Genomic DNA, 23,847 nt, shown 5'->3' on the forward strand with positions numbered 1-23,847 from the left:
ATTTTTTCGCGTCTGCTAGACCTGAATTGGGTAAATATGAGAGGATATGAGGATACATACAAAGGGGATTAACTACATCGTTGTCCGCCTCAATGAAGGAGAGAAGCGTTTGCTTTTTTATCTGCTCGTGTTTACTGCTATTTTTCTTTTCCCGGTAAGTTCCTTCGTATTAATGATTCGCAGCTGGATCGTAGATGAGCGTACAGCCGTTAAAAAGGTGCATGTGATCATAATGGAGGTGCTGTGCTTCATCGCAATGGTGGGGTTTCTAGGTCTAGGCTTTCTGTCCAATAGCTACGGTATAGCAGGAGGATTGCCGCTGCGGCAGAGTGAGCTGACGGGGAACTTTCTGGATGGCTACGCTACTTTGTCCAATGATTATGTAGTGACCGTTATATGCAGCTTTATTTTGAGTTGCTTCGCTTATGGAGCGTTAAAATTGGCTAGGGGCGCTTTATCGCCGATTCTTTTTGCAGCAGCCTCTGTCCTCCTCATTGCCAATGTCATCTTCGCTATCGTCTATTTCTCGCATATCGGCTTCGGACGTTACGGCGACGATTCCGCTGGAGCGACTCCTATCATTTTGCTGCATTTAGGTTTCGCTTGCTTAATCGGACTGTACGTAGCTGAGCTTAAACATTCCACCAATGCGTTTATGCACCGCGCCCAGCAAGAAGAGCATGTGTACAGCAGCAAATGGCTGCGGTTCATGGACTATTTTCGTCAAAAATATTCCCGGCTGCCGCTGCTCTGGTCGATTGCCTTTTTCCCGGTTATGTTAATCGTCCAGCTGGTGCTTGTGCTGTTCGGGCAGCGTCCAGATAGCTTCATCCGTGTATTTCTCGAGACGAGCAGCTTTCATTATTCGCAATTGCCAGTGCCTCCGCCAGTTATCGTGCCGGGAGATGGTCATTATTTATGCACAGTCTCGGTGAGGGGGCATCGCAAAATCGTCAAGCCGCTGCGCGCCGGGCTTCGGCACGGCTCCAGAATTGTCGTCAACCGCCAGCTGCTGGTTGCGAATGCTTTTGAAAATATTATTGAAGAGTACGCGCCGCGAACGCACAAAATCATCCGCCGCTGCTATGACAAATACGGCTATCCGCTCAGTAGGCACATCAATCGACCGTGGTCAGCCGATGTCGTCTATCTGCTAATGAAGCCGCTGGAATGGTTGTTCCTCGCCGTATTGTATACGGTCGATCGGAACCCCGAAAACCGTATTCATCGGCAGTATAGTGAGCTGCGGAAGTAACTTTATCGGCAATAAAAAAGAGAGATTAGCTTGGCTTGAAGAAGCAGGCTGATCTCTCTTTTTTCAACGAGTATGTGGCTATTCATTGGGCTTATGTGAGTATTATGTCTGATACGGCACGCTTCCGATAAAGTTCAATTGTGCTAAAGTGTCCTGATAGTTCTCCTGCTTGCCTTCATACTTAAAGTTGTACAGCATAATGACGGTATTACATTCATCCAAAGTGCTTCCTTCTAGCAAAGCTGCAAACTTCGGAATCAAATCCTCCTCATAGGAGAAACCTGCTAGCAAATTCGCTGCATCGCCACCCCGGCCTTCCTCCGCGAAAAATTCAGCTTCCCTGAAACCATCATCATACCTCTCAATGCCAAAATGCCCCGCAAAGGCGGAAGGAACCGAATCTCCATCACTTGCATAATTGATTTCAAGCAGTTCCTTAAGCTGCTCCGCTGAACACATCTTCCCCAGCCATAATGAAACATAACCTTCTTTTTCCACAATAGCCTCTTTCCTTCCCTTTGTCTTAAAGCGATTAGAACTAACAGAATTTGTAGATCAAATCACTAAATGAGTTCCAAATATGCATTACTTCTATTCTAATATCGGAATAGGACTTACATAATAATACCGAGGGTGTACTGCCTGCACGATAATCAAAGCAAAAAAGATGCTCATCCGCCCCTAGTCCAAACGGAACTAAGCCAGTTGGAAAATGTTTTTTCACTGAATTATATTTATCAAGAATATCAAGCTCATCAAAGGCCAAAAACGTCAATAAGCTAATAAATTGCACACTGCCTTTTCCATCCACCCTAATATTTGAAGGAGATGGACGGCCACCTTGGTATTTGACTGCATAATTCAGATAGTCTTGAGGAAAATGTATAGCAAGTTTCTCCTCAACAATCTTAACATTTTCAATATCAGCCTTATCATAACCTGTTGTCCAAGTGACCATTAACAATCCACTCCAACCGTCATAAAATCCGTTAATTCTATGATCTTTATCTTCAGTTCATATTGTTTATTGTTATTCGAAATCAATCATTTCATCTATTGCATCTTTAAACCAATCCCAAAATGTCATGTAGGACTTTCGCTGCTCGTAACCAGGGGATGAAAAATCATGGACAATCTGTATTTCTTCCGTTTTTCCTACTTCAAAACAAGCAAGATCATCATTATCCATTCTCCGGGCAAAGGGGATTAATATTCTATTTGGGTATCTCTCTTGCAATCCCTTTAATCTTTGAAGAACCTGTTCCCCATTCATGACATTCCATATATCAAAATCCACTAAATGAAGTCTAACTGTTTTTAAGAAAGCATCCGGATATTTAAAATCCTTCGGCAGTTGAGAAGCTTTTGGTAATGTTATTTGCATTATTAAGTTACCTTCCCATCCAGTAATATCTGCCCCCAGGGATACTTATAGCTAAACGAATAAAACTACAAACTACTATATCCTTATATAATCTCTGCTAACCCTCCTGAACGGCCTCGCCGCCTGAAGCATAATGCAGAATACGCTCAAGCGTCGCTTCCTCTCTTAACATCGTATGGCGGATGGAGCCGCCGTGCATGACGGCAATTCTATCGGACATGCCGAGCATTTCCGGGATATCGGAGGACAGCATAATGATTGATTTGCCGGACAGCACCAACTCGTTCATAATGTTGTAGATGTCGATTTTGGAGACGACGTCGATGCCTGCCGTTGGCTCTTCAATAATGAAAATACGGGCATTGCTGAACAGCCACTTGGCTAAAATGACCTTCTTCTGTTTGCCGCCGCTGAGGTGCATCGGCCGCTCTGTCTCTTCGCCGGTAATTTCCAGGCGGTCCATCAAATCTCTCGCATAAGCGGCTTCCTGTCCGCTGCGAATAAATCCGGCTCGCGACACGCGCGGGAGATTCGTCAGCGTAATATTTTCAGCAATCGGCGCATTTAAGATCAGCCCTTCCTCTGAATGGAGGCCCGTCACATAGCAAATGCCATTTGCCTTCGCCTTATGCGGCGTCATCGCCTTAAAGGTACGCCCATTCAAATGAATCGCACCCTCATATGGCCCCTCTATGCCAAAAAGCACCTTGGCGAGCGTTCGCCTCCCTGCGCCGCCAAGCCCGGCAATCGCCAAAATCTCGCCCCTGCGCAAGCTCAAATTGACATTATTCAGCCTGCCTGCTAGGCTGAGTCCTTCCGTTCGCAGCAGCTCGCCGCCGAGCTGTACCTTCAGCTTCGGATAGCGGTTATGCAGCTCCTTGCCCGCCATCGCCTCCATAATTTCCGGCATGCTTGCCGCCTCGTTCATGCGCCAGGTCCGGATTACCGCACCATCACGCAGCAGCGTAGCCTGATCGGCAATATGCTGGAGATCCTCCATGCGGTGGGAAATGTACAGGACCGCTACCCCCAGCTGTTTCAAATGACGAATAGCCTCGAACAGCCGCTCGCATTCCTGATTGTTCAGTGCGGCCGTCGGCTCATCCATAATAATGATCCGGGCCTGCTGGGACAGCGCCCTGATCAGCTCGACGAAACGTTGATCGCCGATGGATAGCGAATTCACGCGCGCCCGGGAATCGACAGCCATGCCAAATTGCTGCAAATAGCTCGCGGTCTGCTCATGCAGCCGGTCCCAGTCAATCAGCTTCGGCCATAACAGCGGCTTCAAGGGCTCGCGGCGCATAAAAATATTTTCCGCAATGCTCAAATCCTGAAACAGCCGCAGCTCCTGATGAATCGCTGCAATGCCAAGCTCCTGCGCCTCATTCGGGCTGCTGATGCTGACAAGCTCTCCGCCAAGCGCAATTTCTCCAGAATCCGGCGGAAAAAGTCCGGCTAATATTTTCATCAGCGTCGATTTGCCCGCCCCATTTTCTCCAATAATCGCGTGAACCTGGCCGCTTTCAATCGACAAATGGATGCCGTCCAGCACCGTCATTTCATTAAAGCGCTTTCTAATATTTCGCAGCGTCAATAATTCGCTCAACTTCGTTCTCTCCCCCGCAGGACTACTCCAGCTCAAACGTCGTATACAGCTTGATTGCATGTTCAAAATAATATTTTTTGTATTCGGCCGGCAGCTGTTTGTTTGTGATTACTTTGCCCGCCATCGTCAGCTCTCCCAGCTTCGCAAAGCCTGGCGCATCAAATTTCGTATAATCCGCAGCTATAATGATTTCGCCTGCCATGCGCTGCACGCCCTGAATCATCATCGCTTCCTCATAGCTGTCTACCGTATAGCCCGCCTGGAAATGAGCTCCCTTCACGCCTATAAACGCCTTCTTCACATAAATGCCGCTCAGCGTCTGCAGCGCAAACCCGCCTATGAGCGTAGAGGTGCCTGCAATTAAATCGCCGCCTGTCAGCATAACCTTCACGCCTGGCGTATCTTTAAGCGCTAAGGCGACGAGCAGATCATTCGTGACGACCGTCACTTTCTTCTCCTTCAAATGCTTGGCAATTTCCAAACAAGTTGTACCCGTCCCGATAAAAATCGCTTCGCCGTTCTCAATATGCCGCGAGGCAATTTGCCCAATAAGCCGCTTCTCGCCCTGCAGCTTGTCTTCTACTGCCAGTGTCGGCATGCCCGGCTGATCTTCCTCATTCAGCACGGCACCGCCATATATTTTCACCAAAAAACCTTGCTGCTCCAGCTTGTCGAGATCCCGGCGAATCGTTACCTCGGTTACCGAGAAACGTTCGCTCAGCTCCACAACGTCAACACGCTTGTCTTTTAATAAAATTTGTTTAATTTTTTTGATTCTCTCTATCGCAAACATAAGGTATGCTCCACTTTCTTTGAATGATTCTTATGGTGCGATTATAGCATATTTCTGTTTGTTTGTGATTGGCCCTCTGCCCGCCCTAATAACGCCTTCTATTTTTGCCGATACATATAGGTAGTAAAACTTACGAACTATTGCTGCAAAAGATGCCAGGGAGGCTGCTTTCATTGATGAATAGCTTGTTTATGCGTATTTTTATGTTTTTCTCGATTATTTTGCTTATTATTGGCTCGGTGCTTGGTGTTACGCTCTATCGTGCTTCCGCCCATTTAGTAGAGAACTCGATGGGAATGCAAGCGCAATCCGTAGCGGAGCGGGCAGCCAGCCTTGTTGATACGCAGCAATATGATAAGCTCAGTGCAGGCATGGAGCAAACTGATTATTACAATGAGCTTCGTGCCCAGCTTAACGATATGCGTGAAGCGAACGGCTTAAAATATTTATATACGCTCGGCATGCGCGAAGAGGGCGGACAGCCGGTCTACTTTTACGTCGTCGATGGCGCCCCTCAGGATGTCGCAGAGGATGATTTTTCCCCCTTTGGCTCGGTCGAAGAGACTCCCTATGTTGGCATGATTACAACCTTTCGAGAAATGAAGCCGAGCATTGGCGAGCTGACGCAAGATGATTATGGTTCTACTTTATCTGCTTATGTGCCGATTATGTCTGCCGATGGCAAGCTGCTCGGCCTCGTCGGCGCTGATCTTGATGCGACTAAGGTGTTCGAGCTAATGGAACAAAACCGCAATACGATGATATGGATGGCACTGGCGATTTTTGCGCTCAGTCTGCTGCTCGTTTATTTGCTCGCCCGATATTTGACAGGGCCGCTCGTCCAGCTCAAAAAGCTGATTGCACGTGTCGGCAGCGGCGACCTTACGGTTGCCATTGACCTGAACCGCAAGGATGAGGTTGGGCAGCTGGCTGCTGCTTTCAAGACGTTTGTAGAAGATACGCGGATGGTCATTAGCGGCATTCGCAGCAGCTCGGACCGGCTGCTTACAGCTGCCGAAGCCGTTTCTTCCCATTCCCTTGCGACGAAGGAAGCAGGCGTTACGATTACAGACAGCATTCAGCAAACGTCGGAAGGCGCTGCCGCACAGGTTGTACGCGCTGGGGAAGTCACGCATGCGATGGAAGCGATAACTTCTAGCATGCAGCATATTGCCCATTCCGCTGCCATCGTCGCATCCGTTTCGGAAGCGACGACAAGCAGCGCTAAAAATGGCGAAGAAGCGATTTCCGCTGTCATTGAGCGGATGGACACCATTCATGCCGCCACTTCCAAAATGACTGAAACGTCTGCACAGCTTGAACAGCATTCCGGTAAAATTGTCGAGATTATTTCGATTATGAAAGGCATTGCCGCACAGACCAATTTGCTTGCCCTTAATGCTGGAATCGAGGCTGCCCGTGCAGGCGAGGAAGGGCGCGGCTTCGCCGTCGTTGCCTCCGAGGTGAGGAAGCTTGCCACACAATCCCAGGAATCCTCCGAGCATGTGGCGACGCTCATTGCTGAAATTGTCCGCCATACCTCGGAGCTGTCCAGGCAGATGGAAACGAGCAATACGGAAGTAGTCGCAGGACTAAGCGTTGTACAGGAGGCTGGAGCATCGTTCTCCTCCATCCATTCCGGCATTGGCACAATTAATGAGCGCCTGCACGAGGTATCTGCCGCATCCGAACAGCTATCCGCCGGATCGCAGGAGGTTGCGGCCTCCATCGAGGATATGGAGAGCATCTCTCGCGGGTCGGCCTCCCGTTTTGAACAGGTTGCCGATGCTTCCGGGCTGCAGCTGGCCTCGATGAATGAGATCAGCTCATCGGCGGAATCGCTGCGTCAGCTCTCTGAGGAGCTAAACGCACTCATTAGCCGTTTTAAAACGGAACAAGCGTAAATAAATGTTTCCTTCCTTCCATATGCGGCGCTCGTTTCGCAGTGAAATAGAAGCATATAATACCGTCATTTCTAGGGCCTTCATTTCCCCGAAGGCCCTCCTTGTTATATAATGAAGGTTGGCCCATTAGCCCTGCCATGCTGGCATGGAAGCCTGGTGGATAGATAGGAGAGTAGATATGGACATTATACAAATGGATATTAATCTGATTGATGAAGATACGGACCAGCCCCGTTACCAATTTGACGAGCAGTCGCTGCAGGAGCTCGTAACCAGCATCTCGGAGCTCGGCTTGCTGTCGCCAATCAAAGTCAGAAAAACGGATAACGGACGTTACAAAATTATATATGGCAACCGCAGATATAAAGCTTGCATCGCGCTCGGGAAGCCGACGATTCCTTGCATCGTCTCGACGATGACCAATGAAATGGATATTTATTTGGAGCAAATTGCCGAAAATTTGACGCGCGAAGGCTTCTCGCCGATTGAAGAGGCGGAGGCGTTTCACAAGCTGCTGAACAATGAGAAGTTCAGCAGCTCGGTGAAATTTCTGGCGAGCAAGCTCAGCAAGCCGGAATCGTATATTAAAAATAAATGCGAGCTGCTCAAATTCAGCAGCGCGGTCAAGAAACGGATCGTCAGCGGCACAGCAATCCGCAAGGATATGCTGACGGAAGATCAGCTGCTGCCGATTAAAGACTTGCCGATGGAGCTGCGCGACCCGCTCGCGCTTATTTTTGCGCGTGACGAAATGCCAGTAAGCGATGTTAAGAAAATCGCCAAGCTATTTAAAGACGCAGACATTTCCGCTAGCACGAAGGAGAAGCTGCTGTTCAAGAACGGCCCCGCGCTGCTCGAAACGTGGTCTATTCGCCAGAACAACAAAGCCGAGCGAGCTAAGCCAGCCCAGCCAGCAGAAGCGAAAAAGAAAGCTGCTCCCTTGCAAGCGGAGCAGCAATCTGGGCAGCAATCTGGGCAGCAGCCTATGCAGCAGCAGCTTGTACAAGAGCAAGAACAGCACCAGGTCGGCGTATTGGACAATCTGCCTAATCAAACAGCGTTGCTTGCTGCTGATGCGGCTTCTGCTCATATCGCAGCTGTTTCGGTTTCGGCCGCGCAACCGCCTGCTGCTAATGTCCCCGAAGCAACTGTTCCTGCTAATGCCGTAGTGACACTCGCCTCTACCGAAGCAGAAGCAGATGTCGATGGGATGCCTCCTGTGCTAGCCCAGCTTCAGCAATTAATGATGACGCTGGAGGCTGCGGGCGCGCCGCCGCTGGCGAAGGCGCTCGAAAGCATGGAAACGGAAGCCAGAGACACTTTTCTACAGGACGTCGACAAGCTAATTGTCCATTTGCAGCATCAGCTGATGGAATGGAACCAGCTTAAAGAATAGCCTGATACCGAGCTTTATACGTTTTTCCAAATGTCTGATTAAATCAGATTCGCCCTAACCATAGGAGAATTCGCGACTGTAACTGTTATTGTATTGCCAATACTATTGCTATTACTATTACTACTATTGCTATTGAAGCCGCTGCATCAAACACAAAAAAGGCTGCCCTATCGTCCATACAGACGAGGGGCAGCCTTTCTCTATTGCAAGCTGAATCCAGCTCTATTATTCTGCGTACATTTTTTCCCGAAGCGCTTTAACCTCTTCGCTTTCAAGATACTCATCATACGTCATCATGCGATCAATCAGTCCGTTAGGCGTAATTTCCATAATACGGTTGGCAATCGTTTGAACGAACTGATGGTCATGCGAAGTGAATAGAACCGTGCAATCCGTATCGATCAAGCCGTTATTGAGCGCTGTAATGGATTCGAGATCCAAGTGATTCGTCGGCTCATCCATCAGGAATACGTTCGAGCCGCTGAGCATGATTTTGGACAGCATGCAGCGGACTTTCTCTCCTCCGGACAATACGCTTGCTTTCTTAATCGCATCGTCGCCAGAGAACAGCATGCGTCCGAGGAAGCCGCGAATGAATGTTTCATCCGGATCTTTGGAATACTGGCGCAGCCACTCGACCAAGTTCAGATCAACACCGTCAAAGTACGACGAGTTGTCTTTCGGGAAATAGCCTTGTGTTGTTGTAACGCCCCACTGGTAAGTACCAGCATCCGCTTCAACCTCGCCCATCAGCACTTGGAACAACAGCGTCTTCGGCTGTTCGTTCGGGCCGACAAAAGCGATTTTGTCGCCTTTATTAACGGCAATCGTCAAGTTATCCAGCACCTTAACGCCATCTACCGACTTCGTCAAGCCTTCTACGAGCAGCAGCGATTTGCCTGCTTCGCGTTCGCCCTTGAAGTTGATAAACGGATATTTCCGGTTCGAAGGACGAATGTCATCGAGGGAGATTTTATCAAGCAGCTTCTTACGGGAAGTCGCCTGCTTGGATTTCGATTTGTTCGCGCTGAAACGCTGAATGAACGCTTGCAGCTCTTTAATTTTGTCTTCCTTCTTCTTGTTCTCGCCGCGCATCAAGGAAAGCGCCAGCTGGCTGGACTCGTACCAGAAGTCGTAGTTGCCGACATACATCTGGATTTTACCGAAATCGATATCGGCGATATGCGTACATACCGTGTTCAGGAAGTGACGGTCATGACTGACCACGACGACAGTTCCTTCATATTTTGCAAGGAAATCTTCTAACCAGCGGATCGACTCAATGTCCAAGTGGTTGGTAGGCTCATCGAGCAGCAAAATGTTCGGTTCGCCGAACAATGCTTGGGCTAGCAATACACGTACCTTCTCGTTACCGCTCAGCTCCGACATCGACTTGTCATGCAGATCAGGCGTGATGCCAAGGCCGTTCAGCATTTCTGCCGCTTGCGACTCGGCTTCCCAGCCGTTCATGTCGGCGAATTCAGCTTCCAGCTCGCCTGCGCGCATGCCGTCTTCATCGGTAAAATCAGCTTTCGCATACAGCGCATCTTTCTCTTTCATTACATCATAAAGCTTCTTGTGGCCCATCATAACCGTTTCAATAACAGCAAACTCGTCATATTCGAAATGGTTCTGTCTCAGTACAGCAAGACGCTCGCCCGGTGTAATATGAACCTCACCGCTTGATTGCTCTACTTCTCCGGACATAATTTTCAAAAACGTCGATTTACCTGCGCCGTTCGCGCCAATAAGGCCGTAGCAGTTGCCCGGCGTAAACTTAATGCTAACATCTTCAAAAAGCGCCCGCTTCCCAAATCGAAGCGTTATGCCAGTAGTACTAATCATGGTTCGCAATCCCGTCCTTCACATTCATTCTCATTATCTTGCATTATTATAGCACAGTATGCCCGCAAACGAACCTCGAATTGTCAATTCGCTGCATTTTTGCGCGCGAACAGGCCCCGGTGAAGCTGCCGTTTCAAACGGCGGCCTTCGGGACCGTGCTCCTAATGTGCTTTGCGCCAGCAAGGCCGCATAAGGCCTTCTGCGCTGCTATCCCTGCTCCCAGCTTAGTCCCAGTGCAGTTTTACTTCATTGCCGGTACGGGAAGATTCGTAGATCGCATCCAATATCCGGCTGTTCGTATATCCACTTAGTGCCGAAGCAATCGGCTGCTTGCCTTCGTTAATGCAGTCGATGAAATGCCTGCTTAGCAGCACGCGGTCCTCTTCTCCATCAAATGGCGCGATTTCTGATTCCACTACTTTATCATCCTCATGGGTAACGAAGCAGCCGTTCGTGCCCACAAGCGCCGCTCCGCCTTCCGTACCCATCAGATGGATAAATGGCTCCTCGCTTAGCGAAGCCGAATGGGCTGCCCAGCTTACGTCCAGCGACAAGGTGGCGCCATTTTCAAACTTGATCAGCGCTGTCGCCAAATCCTCAACATCATAATAGCCGTCCCAATTCGGCGTACCCCAAGTGCCGATTCCGCGGCGCTTCGGGCCAAACTCGGCATACGTCGAGCCATATACCGATACCGGACGCGGGTTGCCCATCAAATATAGCGACAAATCAAGCATATGCACGCCAATATCGATAAGCGGGCCGCCACCTGCCTGATCCTTGCGGGTAAACCATGAACCCCAGCCTGGAATGCCTTTTTTGCGGAACCAGCCGGTTTTTACATTGTAGATGGAGCCGAGATCGCCATTTTCCACACGCGCTTTAATCGCACGGTTAATGCCGAGCCAGCGCATTTGATGCGCCATCATAAGTACTTTGCCAGCAGCCTGCGACGCTTCATAAATCGTGCGGGCCGCCTCGGAATCGATTGCCATCGGCTTCTCAAGCAGCACATGCTTGCCCTGCTTCAATGCCTCAATGGCTAAAGGCGCGTGAAATTGGTTCGGAACGCCGATAATGACTGCATCGAGCTCCGGATCTTCCAAGAGCGCCTGCGGGCTTTCGTGAATCGTCGCGATGCCAAACTCTGCTGCGCGCTGCTCAGCAAGCGGCAAATATACATCCGTTACTGCCGTTACAATTGCGGCTTCGGCCCCAACCTTCTGAAACGTTTCCATATGCACTTTGCCGATAGCCCCAGCCCCAATAATCCCTATACGAATCGGTTGACTCATTACGTGCTCCTCCTAATAACGATGCGTTGTTATTTATTATTGTCGTTCATTGTCTATTTGCCTGCTTACTAAGTATACGCATGAAACGGGCAGGAAGTCATTTCACAGTTTTGGCTTTCTCTTGTCCGCGTTTGGCATTTATTGTCCTGCAAGCCGCCAAGATTCCCCATGAGGCAGCACGACTATCCGCTCTTCCTCAATACAGCGGCTTTCCCGGCAAGCTTCAAGGCGGTCCAGCGCTTCGCGCGGCGTATCATCGGCCAGCTTGAAGGCACCATAATGCATCGGCACAAAATACTTCGCGTTCACATCCTCGAACGCCTGCAGCGATTCCTCCGGCGTCACATGCTGCGGCCCCATGAACCATTCCGGTTCATAGGCGCCTATCGGCATGAGCGCAACATCGATATGGAATTTGCGCCCAATGTCCTTAAAGCCGGGAAAATATCCGCTATCACCTGCAAAATAGACGGTGGGCGCAATTCCCGTTACAGGACGGGCAGCATGTCCCGGCCCGTGGGAATGGCCCGGGCGGTCTGCTGCTTTGGCTGCTTCCGATGCCGCTTCTGCTGCTGGCTGCTCACGCTCCGCCACACTGCTACTTCCGCCCATGCCGTGCAGATGCACTTGCGCGTGCGAGTGCGCGTGCGAGTGGTCGCTGCTTCCGCTTGGCAGCGTTGCATATGGCTCCATCACCCAGCCGCCCCAATGCGAGCTGTTCGTATCCCACGGATTGCGCCTCGTCCAGTGCTGAGACGGCACGAAGGTGAATTTTACGCCATGAATATGGACCGATTCCCACCAATGCAGCTCCTTAATGCGGCGAAAGCCCTTGAGCTTAAGTTTTCCTGCAAGTCCCGCAGGGACGAGAATTTGCTTCACGCCTCCCAGCTTGCGGAGCGAGTTAATGTTTAAATGGTCATAGTGCGAATGGGAAATGAGCACGACGTCAATCGGGGGCACATCGCTGATGGGAATGCCCGGGGGCGCAAGCCTTTTTTCAAAAGCCATATTCCCTGACCAGACCGGGTCCGTCACAATGTTGAGCCCCGCCATCTGGATTAGAAAAGTCGAATGTCCGACCCATGTGACGGAAGGATGCTTGCGATTGTGGTGCAAATATTGCAAATCCGGCTCTACATTCGGCACGGTATATGAATAATCTTTGATTTTCATCTTGTTTGATCGTTCTGAGCGCCATCTTTGAAACTGTTTAAAGGAGTTATGCTGCTGAACCTGCTGCTGATTCTCAAATCTTCTGGGTTTCATCCTGGCTTCCTCCTACGCGTTACGAAAATAGAGTATAGCTTTAAGATACCAACTAAGAGTGATCGAAGCAACTTTCCTGACACTTCTAATGCACCTTGTATTCGCATCCTCCTGCAAATTCATGTAAACTAAACCCATAACCTTTGAATTGTATGAACGGAGGATGATAAATGTGAAGCTTTTATCCATTGAACCGACGCCCAGCCCGAACTCCATGAAACTGAATATGGATGAATCGCTGCCGCGCGGCGTAAGACAAACTTTTTCGAAAAAAGAAGCAGAAAGCGCACCGGAGCCACTGAAAAGCCTCCTTGCTATAGAAGGGGTGCGCAGCATTTTCCGCACCGCTGATTTTATTGCCCTCGACCGCGTATCGAGTGCGGATTGGGCGTTCATTCTCGCCGAAGCAAGAACGCTGCTGCACGGCGACGACAGCGGAGCTGGCCAAGCAGCCTTGACCGAGAACAGCTACGGCGAGGCGCATGTGCTCGTACAGATGTATCGGGGCATTCCGATGCAGGTACGCGTGAAAAATGGCGAGCGCGAAGCCCGCTCCGCGCTGCCCGAGCAGTTCACGAACGCCGTCAGCGAAGCGGCAGGCTCCTCGATGATTCGCGAGCGCAAGCTGGAGGAGTTCGGCGTCCGCTATGGCGAGCTTGAAGAAATCGCCGCCGATGTCGTCCGCGAGCTGGAAGCCGCCTATACGGCGGAGCGGCTAGTAGAGCTGATCGCTGCCGCCAAGGCGCAAGGCGTAGCAGACGGTGATGCCGCAGCCGCTCCGGCACGGCCGGCTCCGCTAACCGCGGGTGAAATTGCCGAGCGGCTGGAATCGCCGGACTGGCGCATTCGTTATGCCGCGCTTGACCGCCTGACGCCAGAGCCTGCGCTGCTGCCGCTCCTCGCCAAGGCGCTGACCGACGACACGGTGTCGATTAGGCGGCTCGCCGTTGTTTATTTGGGCGACCTTCGCACAGATGAGGCAATGCCTTATTTATTCCAGGCGCTTCGCGACAAATCGGTATCGGTGCGAAGAACGGCTGGAGACACGCTCTCCGATTGGGGCGATCCTGCCGCTACTGCACCGATGATCGAATCGCTCAGCGACACGAACAAGCTTGTGCGCTGGCGGGCCGCCCGTTTCCTGTATGAAGTTGGCGACGAATCGGCTATTCCTGCCCTGCGCATTGCAGCACAGGACAGCGAGTTCGAGATTCAGCTGCAAGCGCAAATTGCCTTGGAGCGCATTGAGCGTGGCGAGGAAGCGGCCGGCTCCGTCTGGCAGCAAATGACGGCCGCCCGCCAGCAGGGCAAATAAAGTTCCAGCTGTAAACGGTTAGCGCTCTTACTATAAGATTACCTTTTCTTTTGCCGCGATAAACAAAAGACCTCCTGGCTCGCCTTCAGTAAGCTGAAGGGAGACAGGAGGTCTTTTTGCTATTTAACTCGCTTTGCTATTGGGAGCATTTTTTCGCTGTAAAGCTTATGCTTTACTGTGCGGCTCGTACATTATTCAATAGGTCAGCTGCAATTTCACCAGCTGCGAGCCATCATGCAAATAGGGCTCATAGCGTGCAGAGTAGCCAATCGGCACTTGCAGCGCAGCTACGGCGCTTTTGAGATCAGCGGAAAACGTATCGCCTTTCATATAGCGAAACTCCAGGCTGGTCGCTCCGCGTTTTACGCCAGCGCGGATTTTTTCGGTCAGCGCCGCGCGGTCGGCGACGATGTTTTCCGGCTTCAGCCACTGGAAGCCAAGCTGCTGCCCAAGCTTTTTGTAAGAAGCTGCGGCGGAGCCGCCTTTCTTCTCAAGCTTGTCTAGCTCTGCGGAATACGAAGTAGTCGCGGCTGGATAGCTCTTTTTCCATTGATGGTCATGGCGCATTTCCTTGTCTGTTTTCAAATAATAGCTGTATTGGATCGTATCGGCCGGCGCTGCGGGATCAGTCGCCACCGGATCATCCCATGTCACATCAAGATGGTACCAATGCCCATCCAGCTTCACCATATTCCACGCATGATCGCCCGTATCGACTGTACCTTCGGCAATTTTCGTCGTAATGCCCGCTTCACTCAGCATTTTGTAGGCAAGCAGCGCATAGCCCTGGCATACCGCGCTTCCAGTCGTGATCGCTTCATAAGCGGTATAATGGCTCAGCGACTGGTCATATCTCAGCTTGCCCGCAATCCAGTCATGAATAGCCTTCACCTTCAAATGGTCATTCATGCCTGAGGTTATAAGCTTCTTAAGCTGCTGCGCGACTACGCGGTCAACCTCGGCCGTCTGCTCCTTCGATTCCCGGTAGCTCGCCTCCATCTTGATCGTTGAACGAGTACCGAGACTGCGCGTCGTATACACATAAGACTCCAAAATATACGCCGTATAATCATCCTTCGCCATCGCGCGGTCAATAATAGATTTAAGCTCCGCCGACAGCTTGCTGCTATCCCCGTTATATTGAAGCGTAAAATGCTCTTCTCTATTTTTAAAATGTGCGGCCAATTCCTGCTCCAATTGACTGATCGTTCCGCTGCCTTGGCCCTGCTGCTCCGATGCTGCAAATACAGGCAGCCACTCCTGCTTCATTGTAAAATAAAGCGTGCCTAACACCGCCACCGCGATAACTGCCGGTTTCCAAATGGAAAAACGCATTATGCTCACCCACCTTTTTTGTAACCGATTTCCTTCTTGTAATATAACTGTAATATATCGCTCAGGTTATATTCATCTTATCCAATTATACTAGCTTTATGACCCCCCTTTATTATATATTCTCTCTTGCAGCCTGCGGCCTTGTTGCCGCAGGCCCTTTTATTTATTCATTACCCCCATTAGATGATAGAAAACTTATATTATACAATTGCTAGTTTGGGGTATTGAGGATGAGCCTGAATTACAGCTTGCTTGCCGCATCAACGAACTGCCGCGCCCGCTCCGTAACAAGTTCAAGCTTGCCTTCGCGTACCCATTCAAGGTTAACGAGCTTGCTGCCCAGACCGACGGCATTTGCCCCAGCGCCGAAATATTCGCCGAGGTTATGCAAATCCGCTCCGCCTGTCGCCATAATCGGAATATGGTCTAACGGGCCGCGAATTTCAGCCAAATATTTCGTGCCCAGCGTTCCCATTGGGAACAGCTTGACCGCTTCCGCTCCAGCCCTCCAAGCTTTGACGATTTCGGTAGGTGTCATGACGCCAGGCCACACAGATACGCCATGCTCCGCGCCGTAAGCAATAACCTCCTCGTCGAGATTCGGCGAAATAATAAACTGTGCCCCTGCCGCTACTGCCTCCTGCGCCATCTTAAGGTCCAGCACTGTACCTGCGCCGACAATAGCTTGTCCGTCAAACTTGGTGCGCCAGCGATGGATCATCGTTGTAGCGCCTTGCGTATTCAGCGTAATTTCCATTAGGCGGATTCCGCCGTCTATTAGTGCTTGTCCTGCCGCATCCGCATGGCGATCCTCAATTCCTCTAAGAATCGCAACGATTTTGTGCTCAAGCAGCTGCTTCAACGTTTCGCTCATTCCAAAGCTCTCCCTTCGGCTTTACAAATCCTGATTCCAATAATCTCTTAAAATTTTCAAAAATAAATTCGGGAAGGCCAGCTCATCCATATGCTCCGGCCCAATCCACCGATACGGCTCGCGAAGCGCTCCCTGCTGCTCTGTCTGCTCTATCAGAGCTGTCTGCCCTGCCTGTTCTGCCTGTTCTGCCAGCTTTCCAGCAGCTGTATAGACAGCCGCAGCTTCAGCAGCCATTTGCGCCAGTTGCGCCGTAGGCCTTGCATTCATCGCACCTAGATCCGCCTTATAAACTCTCATTTTCCAGTGGATGTGGCTGAAAATATGATCGGCGTCCATCAGCTGCCGCTGAGGACGAATGAGCAAGCCCGTATCGCCTGCGACGGCCTCGGTCAGCAGACCGCCAAGCGGAGCTTGCTCCGTCAGCTGCTCTTCTCCGAAACGAAGCAGCGGTTCCAGTTCCTTCGGCACGAGCAAATGCGGCAGCTCCCACATTTGCGCAAGCAGTCCAGTTGCCGGACGCTGCCGGACAAGCACCTTGCCTTCATGCTCGCCTGAGCCTTCGACTATGACGCCAATGCGCGCCTCCGCCCGCGGCGGCTTCGCCTTCGATTTAATAGGAAGCTCCGTCTCGCGGCCTTCGATTCTTGCCTCGCAATGCTCCATAACCGGGCATGGCAAGCAGCTAGGCGACTTTGGCGTACAGACGAGCGCTCCCAGCTCCATTAGAGCTTGATTGAAATCGCCTGCTGCCCCTTCAGGAATGAGCTCGGCGGCGAGCTTTTCGATTTTCACCCGCGTGGCTGGCTTTGCAATATCGTCCTCCAGCGCAAAATAACGGGAGAGCACACGCATGACGTTGCCATCTACAGCTGGCTCAGGCCGATTAAAGGCGATGCTCATAATCGCCCCGCTCGTATAAGGCCCAACGCCTTTCAAGGCGGCGACGGCTGTTTTATCATCCGGCACCTGCCCTTGATGCAGCTCCATCACTTGACGCGCTCCTGCTTGCAAATTCCGCGCCCGCGAGTAATAACCAAGCCCCTCCCAGCACTTAAGCACCTCAGGCTCGGGCGCTTCGGCAAGCGCCTGAACCGAGGGGAATTTGTCCATAAATCGTTCATAATAAGGAATAACGGTATCGACTCTCGTTTGTTGAAGCATAATTTCCGATACCCATATCCGGTAAGGATCGCGGCTTTTACGCCATGGCAAATCGCGATTGCCTCTCCGGTACCAATGTAGCAGTTCTCTGCTGAAATGTTGTTTTGCTTCCGCTGTCATGTATTTCTGTACTCCTCTCGATCTGTTTGCCCTGCCTCCTGCCAAGCGCTGCTGCAAATAATTCGGCGGTATTCCGAAGGCGTAATCCCCGTCTGCTGCTTGAACAGCCGGGACAAATAATGATTGAGCATGCCGACCTCCGCCGCAATTGCGGCAATCGGCAAATTCGTCGTGCGCAGCAGCTTCTTGGCTGTCGCTATTCTCCGCTGCGTGATGTATTGAACGAGCGAGCAGCCGACTTTATTTTTAAACGCAGCATGAAATCCTTCAGCCGACAGGTCTGCCAGCTTGGCCAGCACACCAATCGGAATTTGATGTTTCAAATTTTCTTCAATAAAATTAAGCACTTCATCATAGACGAGCACTTCATTCCAGTGCTCATGCTCGGATAGCTGCAGCAAAGTCGTGTTTTGCGTCCGGCTGTCTTCCATGAACAGCGCAATCAGCTCGAAAAGCACAGCCTTCGTCCGCAATTCGCCCGTGAGATCGCTCTCTTCCTGCGCCGCAAGCATCTTCGTAAACAGCTGCTTCACGACCTGTGCGTCCCTTACTTCAACCTCTAGCGGCAAATGAGCCAAATGGATATAGGATTCGGCAGCCATCTCCGCGCGGAAATGGCACCAATAATGGATAAAATGATTTTCGCCCAGCGAGCCATACCTTCGTGCCCAGCCTGGACGCAGCAAATACAGCCGCCCGGCGCTGACCTGATATTTGGTCTCGTTCATTTCCAGCCAACCTTCACCATTATCGACGTAGCATAAGCAGAAATAGTCAGGCTCGGCCCGCCTCATTATCCAGCCTGCCGGGCTTTTCGAATAGGATGCCACCATCACATCAGCCTTTAACTGCTTAAACTGTTGGTTGAGCATATGTTCGCCAGTTATTTCCATATGTCTCCTATGCCTACCGATCTCTTGTCGTATTTTCTTGTTAGTCTTTTCTATTATAGCGCCCTCCTTGGCAAAATCCTATGGAAGTTGCAGCAAGCAATCCGCTATACTGAGTCTATGATTTCCTAAAATGGATAACTTGGGAGGAACCCTTATGTTACGCATTTCTCTATCAGTCTGGGGCAACATGCTGCTGCTTGCAGTCCTGACTACCGTTTTGCTTGCTGCCTGCGGAGGCACTTCACAGCCAGGAACGAAAGCAACGCCGCATATGGATGCGCCTGATGGCACCGCCTCTGTCTATAAATCCAATTGCATCAGCTGCCACGGCACAGACCTGCAGGGCCGCATGGGTACTGAGACCAATCTGCAGAAGGTTGGAGCCCGGATGAGCGAGGCAGACATTGTGAAGCAGCTCCAAAATGGCAAAGGCTCCATGCCGCCCTTCAAGGATCGTCTCACAAGCGAGGAAATCGCTGGACTAGCCGCTTGGCTTGCTGGCAAAAAATAGACGAGCAGGCTTGTCCGCCGCCATCGGAATAGGCGGCGAGCAAGCCTGCTGCCAACACATGCTGTATAATATAACGTGCCGAATGATAGCGGCAGCTAAGATGCTTGAATTCAGTCTCCTTAATCTTTATCGGCAGCAAGCCCCCTGATAATGACAAAGTTGACATCAACATTAAAATTCGTATCATAATTTTGTATAACCAACTATTTTGCTACAATAAGCAGCTCGTTAGGCAAGCTGTTCGACAATGGCTACGGCAGATGCCAGCTCCCGATCATGCGTAATCGTAATATGAATGCGTATTGCGGCAGCAGATAAACCCAGCCTGTGCCATGCCCCTTCGGACAATACACATTCCGGCTTCCCTGATTCCGAACGTAAAATATTAATATCGCCAAAGCCAATAATGCCGCCAATGCCACAGCCAAACGCTTTGACTACCGCCTCCTTCGCCGCAAAACGGCCCGACGCAAATTGAACTTTTCGCTTCCCTTCATAACCCTCTCCGAGTTTAAGCTCCGGCTCTGTCAAAATTCGCTGCAAAAATCTCCTCGCCGAGCTGCCGGCAAGTATCGCCTGCATTCTGTTCATATCCGTTATATCATGGCCAATTCCTACTATCATTGCTTCGCCTGCCTTCAATGATTACTCGATCTGCGCCCTGCCCGGCTGCTATGTCCTATCCCTATCTCGCCTGCAAGAGCTACCAAGGCCGCTGTGAGCCATCTGGATTCAAAAGCATAAGCTCCGGTCTCGCCCCCGACTTCACTTCGACAAGCTGGCGTTCCATCATTTCAATAAGCGCAATCGCCGAACGATCCGGTGTAAAATCCCCATCTGCATCAAGCTTGCCCTGCATATAGGTTTGAACCCGGCCTGGATGAAGCACGAGTACATGGCCTCCGCCCTCTTTAATACGGTTGTAAACGAGTTTGGATTGCATATTTAATGCTGCCTTCGACATACAGTAGCCAAACCAGCTCGTACGCGTGCTGTCTTCAATGCTGCCCGCTTCAGAGGAAATATTAACGATAAGCTTGCTGCCGCTTGCCAGGACCAACTGGGCAAAAGCGTTGGATACCCGAAGCGCCCCTAGCGTATTGACATTAAATACATTCAGCATTTCGTCAAAATCGAGCTCATCCACCACGCTGGCCTCAATATCGCCAAGTATGGCCGCATTGTTGATGACGATATCCAGTTTATCGGTATGTAAAGCTACAAGGCGCGATGCTTCCATGACGGAAGCATCCTCCGCAACGTTTAATTCAATTATATGAAGCTGCTCGCCGTACTGCTGTTTTAGCTCAGACAAGCCTTGCCAATCCGAGGCATAACGCCCGGCAAATACGGTAAATCCCTTCAACAGCAGCTGCCTGACAAAGCCAAGGCCCAGACCGCGATCCGCTCCGGTCACTAACGCATATTCCATGCCCTATTCCCCCTATGACGTATTTGCTCCATAATAACAGAAGCTTGCCCGCTTTTGCAGCGGACAAGCTTCTAAAAATACGTTTATAACTATATGCCAGGAATAGGCGAGCGCTTGTGCTCGGTTTTCAGGTATTGCTTCTCCAGCTTTTCCTTCGCCTCTGCGCCAATTTCCTTGCCTTCCAAATAATCGCTGTTGTCATTGTAGGTAATGCCAAGCTCATCCTCATCGGTCTGCCCATCCCATAACCCAGCGGATGGCGCTTTATCCAAAATGCTCTTCGGCACGCCAAGATGCGAAGCAAGCTGGCGTACCTGGCGTTTGTTCAGCGAGCTGAGCGGCGTAATATCAACCGCTCCGTCGCCCCATTTTGTATAAAAGCCTGTGATCGCTTCAGATGCATGATCCGTACCAACAACGAGCAAATTGAGGTCAAAGGCGAGCGCGTATTGGACAACCATGCGCGTTCTCGCCTTCACATTGCCTTTGCCGCCGCGGCTAATATGACGATGGATGCCGATGCCTTTCAAACCATGCTCCGTTTCAATGGCGATTTCGTCTACCGCTTCGCCAATGTTCGTCTCCACAGTCTTCGTAATACCAAATGCCTCCGATACCGCGTAGCTGTCGGAAATATCCGACTGCTCGCTGTACGGCTGGTACACGCCAAGCGTCATATAGTCACGACCGGTTTCAGCCGTCAGCTCATCGGTCGCTTTTTTGCAAAGGCCCGCTGCTACTGCGCTGTCAATGCCGCCACTAATAGCGATCAACAGGCCAGTCGTATGGGAGTCCAATACATATTTTTTGAGAAAATCAACGCGGGTGCGGATTTCCTGATCTACATCAATGACCGGCTTAACGCCAAGCCTTTTAATAATATCTGCTTGTAAGCTCATAGTTCCTCCTGCCCTTAGCGGCAGAACCGATCGAACGCATCAGCCAGATCGGCTGCAATATCCGACGCGGAACGGTTCTCGATTTGGTGGCGCTCAATGAAATGAACAAGCTCTCCGTCCTTCATTAGCGCGATGGATGGGGAAGAAGGCGGGTACGGTGCGAAAAACTCGCGCGCTTTAGCCGTTGCTTCTTTATCCTGTCCAGCAAATACAGTAAACAAATGGTCTGGTGTAATATCATGCTGCAGCGCTTCCGCTACGCCCGGGCGGCACTGGCCAGCTGCACAGCCGCATACGGAGTTTACGACTACAAGCGCCGTTCCTTTTGCATCGGGAAGATTTTGTTCCACATCCTCCGGTGTGCGAAGCTCTTGAATGCCAAGACGCGTCAAATCATCACGCATCGGTTGAACCATATCCAACATGTATCTCTCAAATGACATGGACACTGAAATACACTCCTTTTTGATAACCTAAATTTAGTTACTATTATAACGCCGGGCAGGAAAATAAAGCAACAGCCGTCCATGTCGCAACTGCTGCTCTATGATTCCGCACTCCTCCTGCCCACAGGCTGCGGGTGACCGCAGGCTGCAAGCAAGCAGGCTGCGCTCAAAGCTCGCCTCATTAAATAGACGGACGATTCGGGCCGTCCAGCTTCTTGTCGAAACCAGCTTCTGCTTCGGACGTCCCTTTGCGTTTCTTGGCATTTTCAGCATTTTGCTGCTCCTGCTGCAGGGATTGTTCAGACTTCGCTTGATTGCGCTCCATATGTTCTCCTCCTTCATCCGTCTTTTGATGACTGACAGGCAAAGGTAGTATGTGCAGGTTTAGTTTCCATTATGTTATTTGAGCATTAGAGTGCTGGCAAAACATCCGTTTCTCCCAGCATAAAGGTTAAAATAAAAGTCGTTCCTTCGCCTTCCTCGGACTCCACCTCCAGCTTGCCATTATGCCTTTCGGCAATGCTGAGGCAAAGCGGCAGCCCTAGTCCGGTTCCCTTGGACTTCGTCGTAAAAAACGGCTTAAACAACTGGCTCATCTGCTCAGCAGGAATACCCACGCCATTATCGCGAATGCGCAGCACCACTTTATTTTCCAGAGGGAGGTAGCAAGTAAATATATGCAAAATGCCTTTCTCCCCCATCGCCTCCATGCCGTTGCGCACAAGATTAATCAGCAGCTGCTTAATTTCCTTGTCAGACATAAGGAAGGAGGGCAAATCATCGGCAAGCTCCGTTTGCACAACCTGTCCTCTAAGATTGGCGTCCGCTTGAAGCAGTGGCAATATTTCTTGAATGATCGTTTGCAAAGAATGCTTTTCCATCGGGACGGAACGATTTTGCGCCAATGACAAAAAGTCGCTTATTATCGTATTCGCCCGGTCCAGCTCCTCCATAACGATCTGGTAATATTGCTGTTCATTCAACCGGCTGCGCTCCCGCATCAGCTGCATAAAGCCACGTATTACCGCCATCGGATTGCGAATCTCATGCGTAATGCTGGCAGCCATTTGCCCAATTAAACTAAGTCGTTCCATTCGTCCCAGCTCATCGCGCAGCAGCGTGAGCTCTGTTACATCTTGGACAATAAGGGCGGCTCCCGCAATCGATTGGTCCTCCTGCCTGCGGATGGCGAATGCCGTCTTAAGCAGCGTTTTTCCGTCTTCCGTGTGCGGCCCTGTGCTGCTCTTGGCACCAGCGAGCGCATCCTCAAGCAGCTTGATATAGGCACCATCCTCTTTAGCAGCAAAAAAGGCATCCAGATGTACGTTTCCGGTAAACAAATCTTCGCTTGCCTCAAACTGCAGCTGGAAAAGCTCCTTGCCCTTCGCATTCAAATGCGTGATGATGCCATGCTCATCTGTGAACAAAATCGCCAGCAGCATTTCATCTATGAACTGCTGCTGTTTTTCTACTTCTAGCCGATAGCTGGACGAAACATTTTTGAGCTCCAGCTGCAGCCGCGAATTTTCAACAAATTTCTCCACAATAAAAATAGACAACCAAATGGCAACGATCGAGCCAATTATAAGTGAAATAAATACGGCCACAAGTTCAGTCGACCAGTAAAAGCCCTCATGCATCATAAACAAGACAAACATTAATGATATGTAGACGGAGATCGGCGTTATCGATTTAACCCCTATGAGCCGCTTTCGATGCAAGGGCTTTTTGCTGAATCGCTTGGCTGAGAGCAATATAATAGGTACATGAACAAGCATGAAAAAGACAAAAACCATTTTCTCCGCATCAGTGTCAAGCGCGGGTACTCTAAGGAAAATATAAAGCAGATCAAGAACGAGGGCTCCATACACCCCTCCGTATAAAGAACCCAAAATAAACGGAACGAAGCGGAAATTCAGCTCATATCCATTAAAATCCGTCGAAACCGACATGCACGCAACCATTGCGATAGCGCTTGCAGCCGTTATAAACATTCGAATATGGTTTTCCTTGCGCTGCTTATAATGCCAGAGCTGAAAGGAAAATACAGGAATAAGTGAAATAACGAATTGTAACAGCAATTCTTTCAACACGAACGACAGGTCTCCCCC

23 protein-coding genes are annotated in these 23,847 nt (G+C 50.5%); 5 read left to right on the forward strand and 18 right to left on the reverse strand.

Annotated features, from left to right (window positions below):
* Positions 1–46: 46 nt before the first annotated feature.
* The gene (locus BBD42_RS02150) at positions 47–1,255 is read left to right on the forward strand and encodes a DUF6688 domain-containing protein (RefSeq protein ID WP_172455363.1); all 1,209 of its coding nucleotides are present in this window, start codon (positions 47–49) and stop codon (positions 1,253–1,255) included.
* A 102-nt stretch (positions 1,256–1,357) separates the two neighbouring features.
* On the opposite strand, the gene BBD42_RS02155 is transcribed toward BBD42_RS02150, so the two are convergent.
* The 5 genes from BBD42_RS02155 to BBD42_RS02175 all read right to left on the reverse strand — a co-directional run bounded on the left by BBD42_RS02155 (position 1,358) and on the right by BBD42_RS02175 (position 5,041).
* Entirely contained in the window at positions 1,358–1,753 is a 396-nt protein-coding gene (locus BBD42_RS02155; RefSeq protein WP_099516797.1) for an immunity 22 family protein, read from the reverse strand.
* A gap of 40 nt (positions 1,754–1,793) precedes the next feature.
* On the reverse strand, positions 1,794–2,213 hold the full coding sequence (locus BBD42_RS02160; protein WP_099516798.1) for an SMI1/KNR4 family protein: 420 nt from the start codon (positions 2,211–2,213) through the stop codon (positions 1,794–1,796).
* Between the two features lie 72 nt (positions 2,214–2,285).
* On the reverse strand, positions 2,286–2,639 hold the full coding sequence (locus BBD42_RS02165; RefSeq protein WP_099516799.1) for a hypothetical protein: 354 nt from the start codon (positions 2,637–2,639) through the stop codon (positions 2,286–2,288).
* Between the two features lie 97 nt (positions 2,640–2,736).
* Positions 2,737–4,248: a sugar ABC transporter ATP-binding protein gene (locus tag BBD42_RS02170; protein ID WP_099516800.1), complete on the reverse strand. Its 1,512-nt coding sequence runs from the start codon at positions 4,246–4,248 to the stop codon at positions 2,737–2,739.
* Positions 4,249–4,270: 22 nt separating this feature from the next.
* Positions 4,271–5,041, reverse strand: coding sequence for a DeoR/GlpR family DNA-binding transcription regulator (locus tag BBD42_RS02175; RefSeq protein ID WP_099516801.1), 771 nt, complete (start codon positions 5,039–5,041; stop codon positions 4,271–4,273).
* A 176-nt stretch (positions 5,042–5,217) separates the two neighbouring features.
* On the opposite strand from BBD42_RS02175, the gene BBD42_RS02180 reads away from it, so the two are divergent.
* Positions 5,218–6,945 (forward strand): methyl-accepting chemotaxis protein, encoded by a 1,728-nt coding sequence (locus BBD42_RS02180; protein WP_099516802.1) that lies wholly within the window; start codon positions 5,218–5,220, stop codon positions 6,943–6,945.
* Between the two features lie 178 nt (positions 6,946–7,123).
* Complete coding sequence (locus BBD42_RS02185) at positions 7,124–8,341, forward strand: ParB/RepB/Spo0J family partition protein (RefSeq protein WP_099516803.1); 1,218 nt, start codon at positions 7,124–7,126, stop codon at positions 8,339–8,341.
* A 225-nt stretch (positions 8,342–8,566) separates the two neighbouring features.
* Here the strand turns inward: BBD42_RS02185 and BBD42_RS02190 are convergent, their stop codons facing one another.
* The 3 genes from BBD42_RS02190 to BBD42_RS02200 all read right to left on the reverse strand — a co-directional run bounded on the left by BBD42_RS02190 (position 8,567) and on the right by BBD42_RS02200 (position 12,750).
* Positions 8,567–10,186 carry an ABC-F family ATP-binding cassette domain-containing protein gene (locus BBD42_RS02190; protein WP_099516804.1) on the reverse strand — a complete coding sequence of 540 codons (1,620 nt, stop codon included), beginning with the start codon at positions 10,184–10,186 and terminating at the stop codon, positions 8,567–8,569.
* Positions 10,187–10,410: 224 nt separating this feature from the next.
* Complete coding sequence (locus BBD42_RS02195) at positions 10,411–11,481, reverse strand: Gfo/Idh/MocA family protein (RefSeq protein WP_056042682.1); 1,071 nt, start codon at positions 11,479–11,481, stop codon at positions 10,411–10,413.
* A 138-nt stretch (positions 11,482–11,619) separates the two neighbouring features.
* The gene (locus BBD42_RS02200) at positions 11,620–12,750 is read right to left on the reverse strand and encodes an MBL fold metallo-hydrolase (RefSeq protein ID WP_099516805.1); all 1,131 of its coding nucleotides are present in this window, start codon (positions 12,748–12,750) and stop codon (positions 11,620–11,622) included.
* A 172-nt stretch (positions 12,751–12,922) separates the two neighbouring features.
* Between BBD42_RS02200 and BBD42_RS02205 the strand changes: the two genes are divergently transcribed.
* A complete protein-coding gene (locus BBD42_RS02205) occupies positions 12,923–14,065 on the forward strand; it encodes a virulence factor (protein WP_099516806.1) in 1,143 nt (380 codons plus the stop codon).
* Between the two features lie 195 nt (positions 14,066–14,260).
* Here BBD42_RS02205 and BBD42_RS02210 read toward each other — a convergent pair whose 3' ends face one another.
* From BBD42_RS02210 to BBD42_RS02225, 4 genes are all read right to left on the reverse strand, one after another.
* Positions 14,261–15,400: a transglutaminase domain-containing protein gene (locus BBD42_RS02210; protein ID WP_099516807.1), complete on the reverse strand. Its 1,140-nt coding sequence runs from the start codon at positions 15,398–15,400 to the stop codon at positions 14,261–14,263.
* Between the two features lie 241 nt (positions 15,401–15,641).
* Complete coding sequence (locus tag BBD42_RS02215) at positions 15,642–16,274, reverse strand: bifunctional 4-hydroxy-2-oxoglutarate aldolase/2-dehydro-3-deoxy-phosphogluconate aldolase (protein ID WP_099516808.1); 633 nt, start codon at positions 16,272–16,274, stop codon at positions 15,642–15,644.
* 21 nt (positions 16,275–16,295) lie between these two features.
* Complete coding sequence (gene mutY, locus BBD42_RS02220) at positions 16,296–17,555, reverse strand: A/G-specific adenine glycosylase (protein WP_099516809.1); 1,260 nt, start codon at positions 17,553–17,555, stop codon at positions 16,296–16,298.
* Entirely contained in the window at positions 17,552–18,448 is an 897-nt protein-coding gene (locus tag BBD42_RS02225) for an AraC family transcriptional regulator (protein ID WP_099516810.1), read from the reverse strand. The genes mutY and BBD42_RS02225 overlap by 4 nt, the downstream gene beginning before the upstream one ends.
* A gap of 154 nt (positions 18,449–18,602) precedes the next feature.
* Between BBD42_RS02225 and BBD42_RS02230 the strand changes: the two genes are divergently transcribed.
* Positions 18,603–18,959 (forward strand): c-type cytochrome, encoded by a 357-nt coding sequence (locus BBD42_RS02230; protein ID WP_237163335.1) that lies wholly within the window; start codon positions 18,603–18,605, stop codon positions 18,957–18,959.
* A gap of 228 nt (positions 18,960–19,187) precedes the next feature.
* Here the strand turns inward: BBD42_RS02230 and acpS are convergent, their stop codons facing one another.
* The 6 genes from acpS to BBD42_RS02255 all read right to left on the reverse strand — a co-directional run bounded on the left by acpS (position 19,188) and on the right by BBD42_RS02255 (position 23,829).
* The gene (acpS, locus tag BBD42_RS02235; protein WP_099516811.1) at positions 19,188–19,583 is read right to left on the reverse strand and encodes a holo-ACP synthase; all 396 of its coding nucleotides are present in this window, start codon (positions 19,581–19,583) and stop codon (positions 19,188–19,190) included.
* A gap of 79 nt (positions 19,584–19,662) precedes the next feature.
* Positions 19,663–20,391, reverse strand: a complete 729-nt coding sequence (locus BBD42_RS02240) for an SDR family oxidoreductase (RefSeq protein WP_099516812.1) — start codon at positions 20,389–20,391, stop codon at positions 19,663–19,665.
* A gap of 89 nt (positions 20,392–20,480) precedes the next feature.
* The gene (gene nadE / locus BBD42_RS02245) at positions 20,481–21,290 is read right to left on the reverse strand and encodes an NAD(+) synthase (protein WP_099516813.1); all 810 of its coding nucleotides are present in this window, start codon (positions 21,288–21,290) and stop codon (positions 20,481–20,483) included.
* 14 nt (positions 21,291–21,304) lie between these two features.
* Entirely contained in the window at positions 21,305–21,739 is a 435-nt protein-coding gene (locus tag BBD42_RS02250; RefSeq protein WP_056042709.1) for a BrxA/BrxB family bacilliredoxin, read from the reverse strand.
* A 178-nt stretch (positions 21,740–21,917) separates the two neighbouring features.
* Positions 21,918–22,061 carry a hypothetical protein gene (locus BBD42_RS31670; RefSeq protein ID WP_172455364.1) on the reverse strand — a complete coding sequence of 48 codons (144 nt, stop codon included), beginning with the start codon at positions 22,059–22,061 and terminating at the stop codon, positions 21,918–21,920.
* Between the two features lie 85 nt (positions 22,062–22,146).
* Complete coding sequence (locus BBD42_RS02255) at positions 22,147–23,829, reverse strand: ATP-binding protein (protein WP_237163336.1); 1,683 nt, start codon at positions 23,827–23,829, stop codon at positions 22,147–22,149.
* Positions 23,830–23,847: the final 18 nt, after the last annotated feature.

This window comes from Paenibacillus sp. BIHB 4019, assembly GCF_002741035.1.
Lineage (GTDB): Bacteria > Bacillota > Bacilli > Paenibacillales > Paenibacillaceae > Pristimantibacillus.

Bases quoted from the DNA above. Each gene is read 5' to 3' on its own strand.
- BBD42_RS02240 (WP_099516812.1), bottom strand. From the start codon at position 20,391: ATGGAATATGCGTTAGTGACCGGAGCGGATCGCGGTCTGGGCCTTGGC.
- BBD42_RS02195 (WP_056042682.1), bottom strand. From the start codon at position 11,481: ATGAGTCAACCGATTCGTATAGGGATTATTGGGGCTGGGGCTATCGGC.
- BBD42_RS02180 (WP_099516802.1), top strand. From the start codon at position 5,218: ATGAATAGCTTGTTTATGCGTATTTTTATGTTTTTCTCGATTATTTTG.
- BBD42_RS02230 (WP_237163335.1), top strand. From the start codon at position 18,603: ATGTTACGCATTTCTCTATCAGTCTGGGGCAACATGCTGCTGCTTGCA.
- BBD42_RS02175 (WP_099516801.1), bottom strand. From the start codon at position 5,041: ATGTTTGCGATAGAGAGAATCAAAAAAATTAAACAAATTTTATTAAAA.
- BBD42_RS02165 (WP_099516799.1), bottom strand. From the start codon at position 2,639: ATGCAAATAACATTACCAAAAGCTTCTCAACTGCCGAAGGATTTTAAA.
- BBD42_RS02210 (WP_099516807.1), bottom strand. From the start codon at position 15,400: ATGCGTTTTTCCATTTGGAAACCGGCAGTTATCGCGGTGGCGGTGTTA.
- nadE (WP_099516813.1), bottom strand. From the start codon at position 21,290: ATGAGCTTACAAGCAGATATTATTAAAAGGCTTGGCGTTAAGCCGGTC.
- acpS (WP_099516811.1), bottom strand. From the start codon at position 19,583: ATGATAGTAGGAATTGGCCATGATATAACGGATATGAACAGAATGCAG.
- BBD42_RS02150 (WP_172455363.1), top strand. From the start codon at position 47: ATGAGGATACATACAAAGGGGATTAACTACATCGTTGTCCGCCTCAAT.
- BBD42_RS02215 (WP_099516808.1), bottom strand. From the start codon at position 16,274: ATGAGCGAAACGTTGAAGCAGCTGCTTGAGCACAAAATCGTTGCGATT.
- BBD42_RS31670 (WP_172455364.1), bottom strand. From the start codon at position 22,061: ATGGAGCGCAATCAAGCGAAGTCTGAACAATCCCTGCAGCAGGAGCAG.
- BBD42_RS02190 (WP_099516804.1), bottom strand. From the start codon at position 10,186: ATGATTAGTACTACTGGCATAACGCTTCGATTTGGGAAGCGGGCGCTT.
- BBD42_RS02185 (WP_099516803.1), top strand. From the start codon at position 7,124: ATGGACATTATACAAATGGATATTAATCTGATTGATGAAGATACGGAC.
- BBD42_RS02160 (WP_099516798.1), bottom strand. From the start codon at position 2,213: ATGGTCACTTGGACAACAGGTTATGATAAGGCTGATATTGAAAATGTT.
- BBD42_RS02225 (WP_099516810.1), bottom strand. From the start codon at position 18,448: ATGGAAATAACTGGCGAACATATGCTCAACCAACAGTTTAAGCAGTTA.
- mutY (WP_099516809.1), bottom strand. From the start codon at position 17,555: ATGACAGCGGAAGCAAAACAACATTTCAGCAGAGAACTGCTACATTGG.
- BBD42_RS02200 (WP_099516805.1), bottom strand. From the start codon at position 12,750: ATGAAACCCAGAAGATTTGAGAATCAGCAGCAGGTTCAGCAGCATAAC.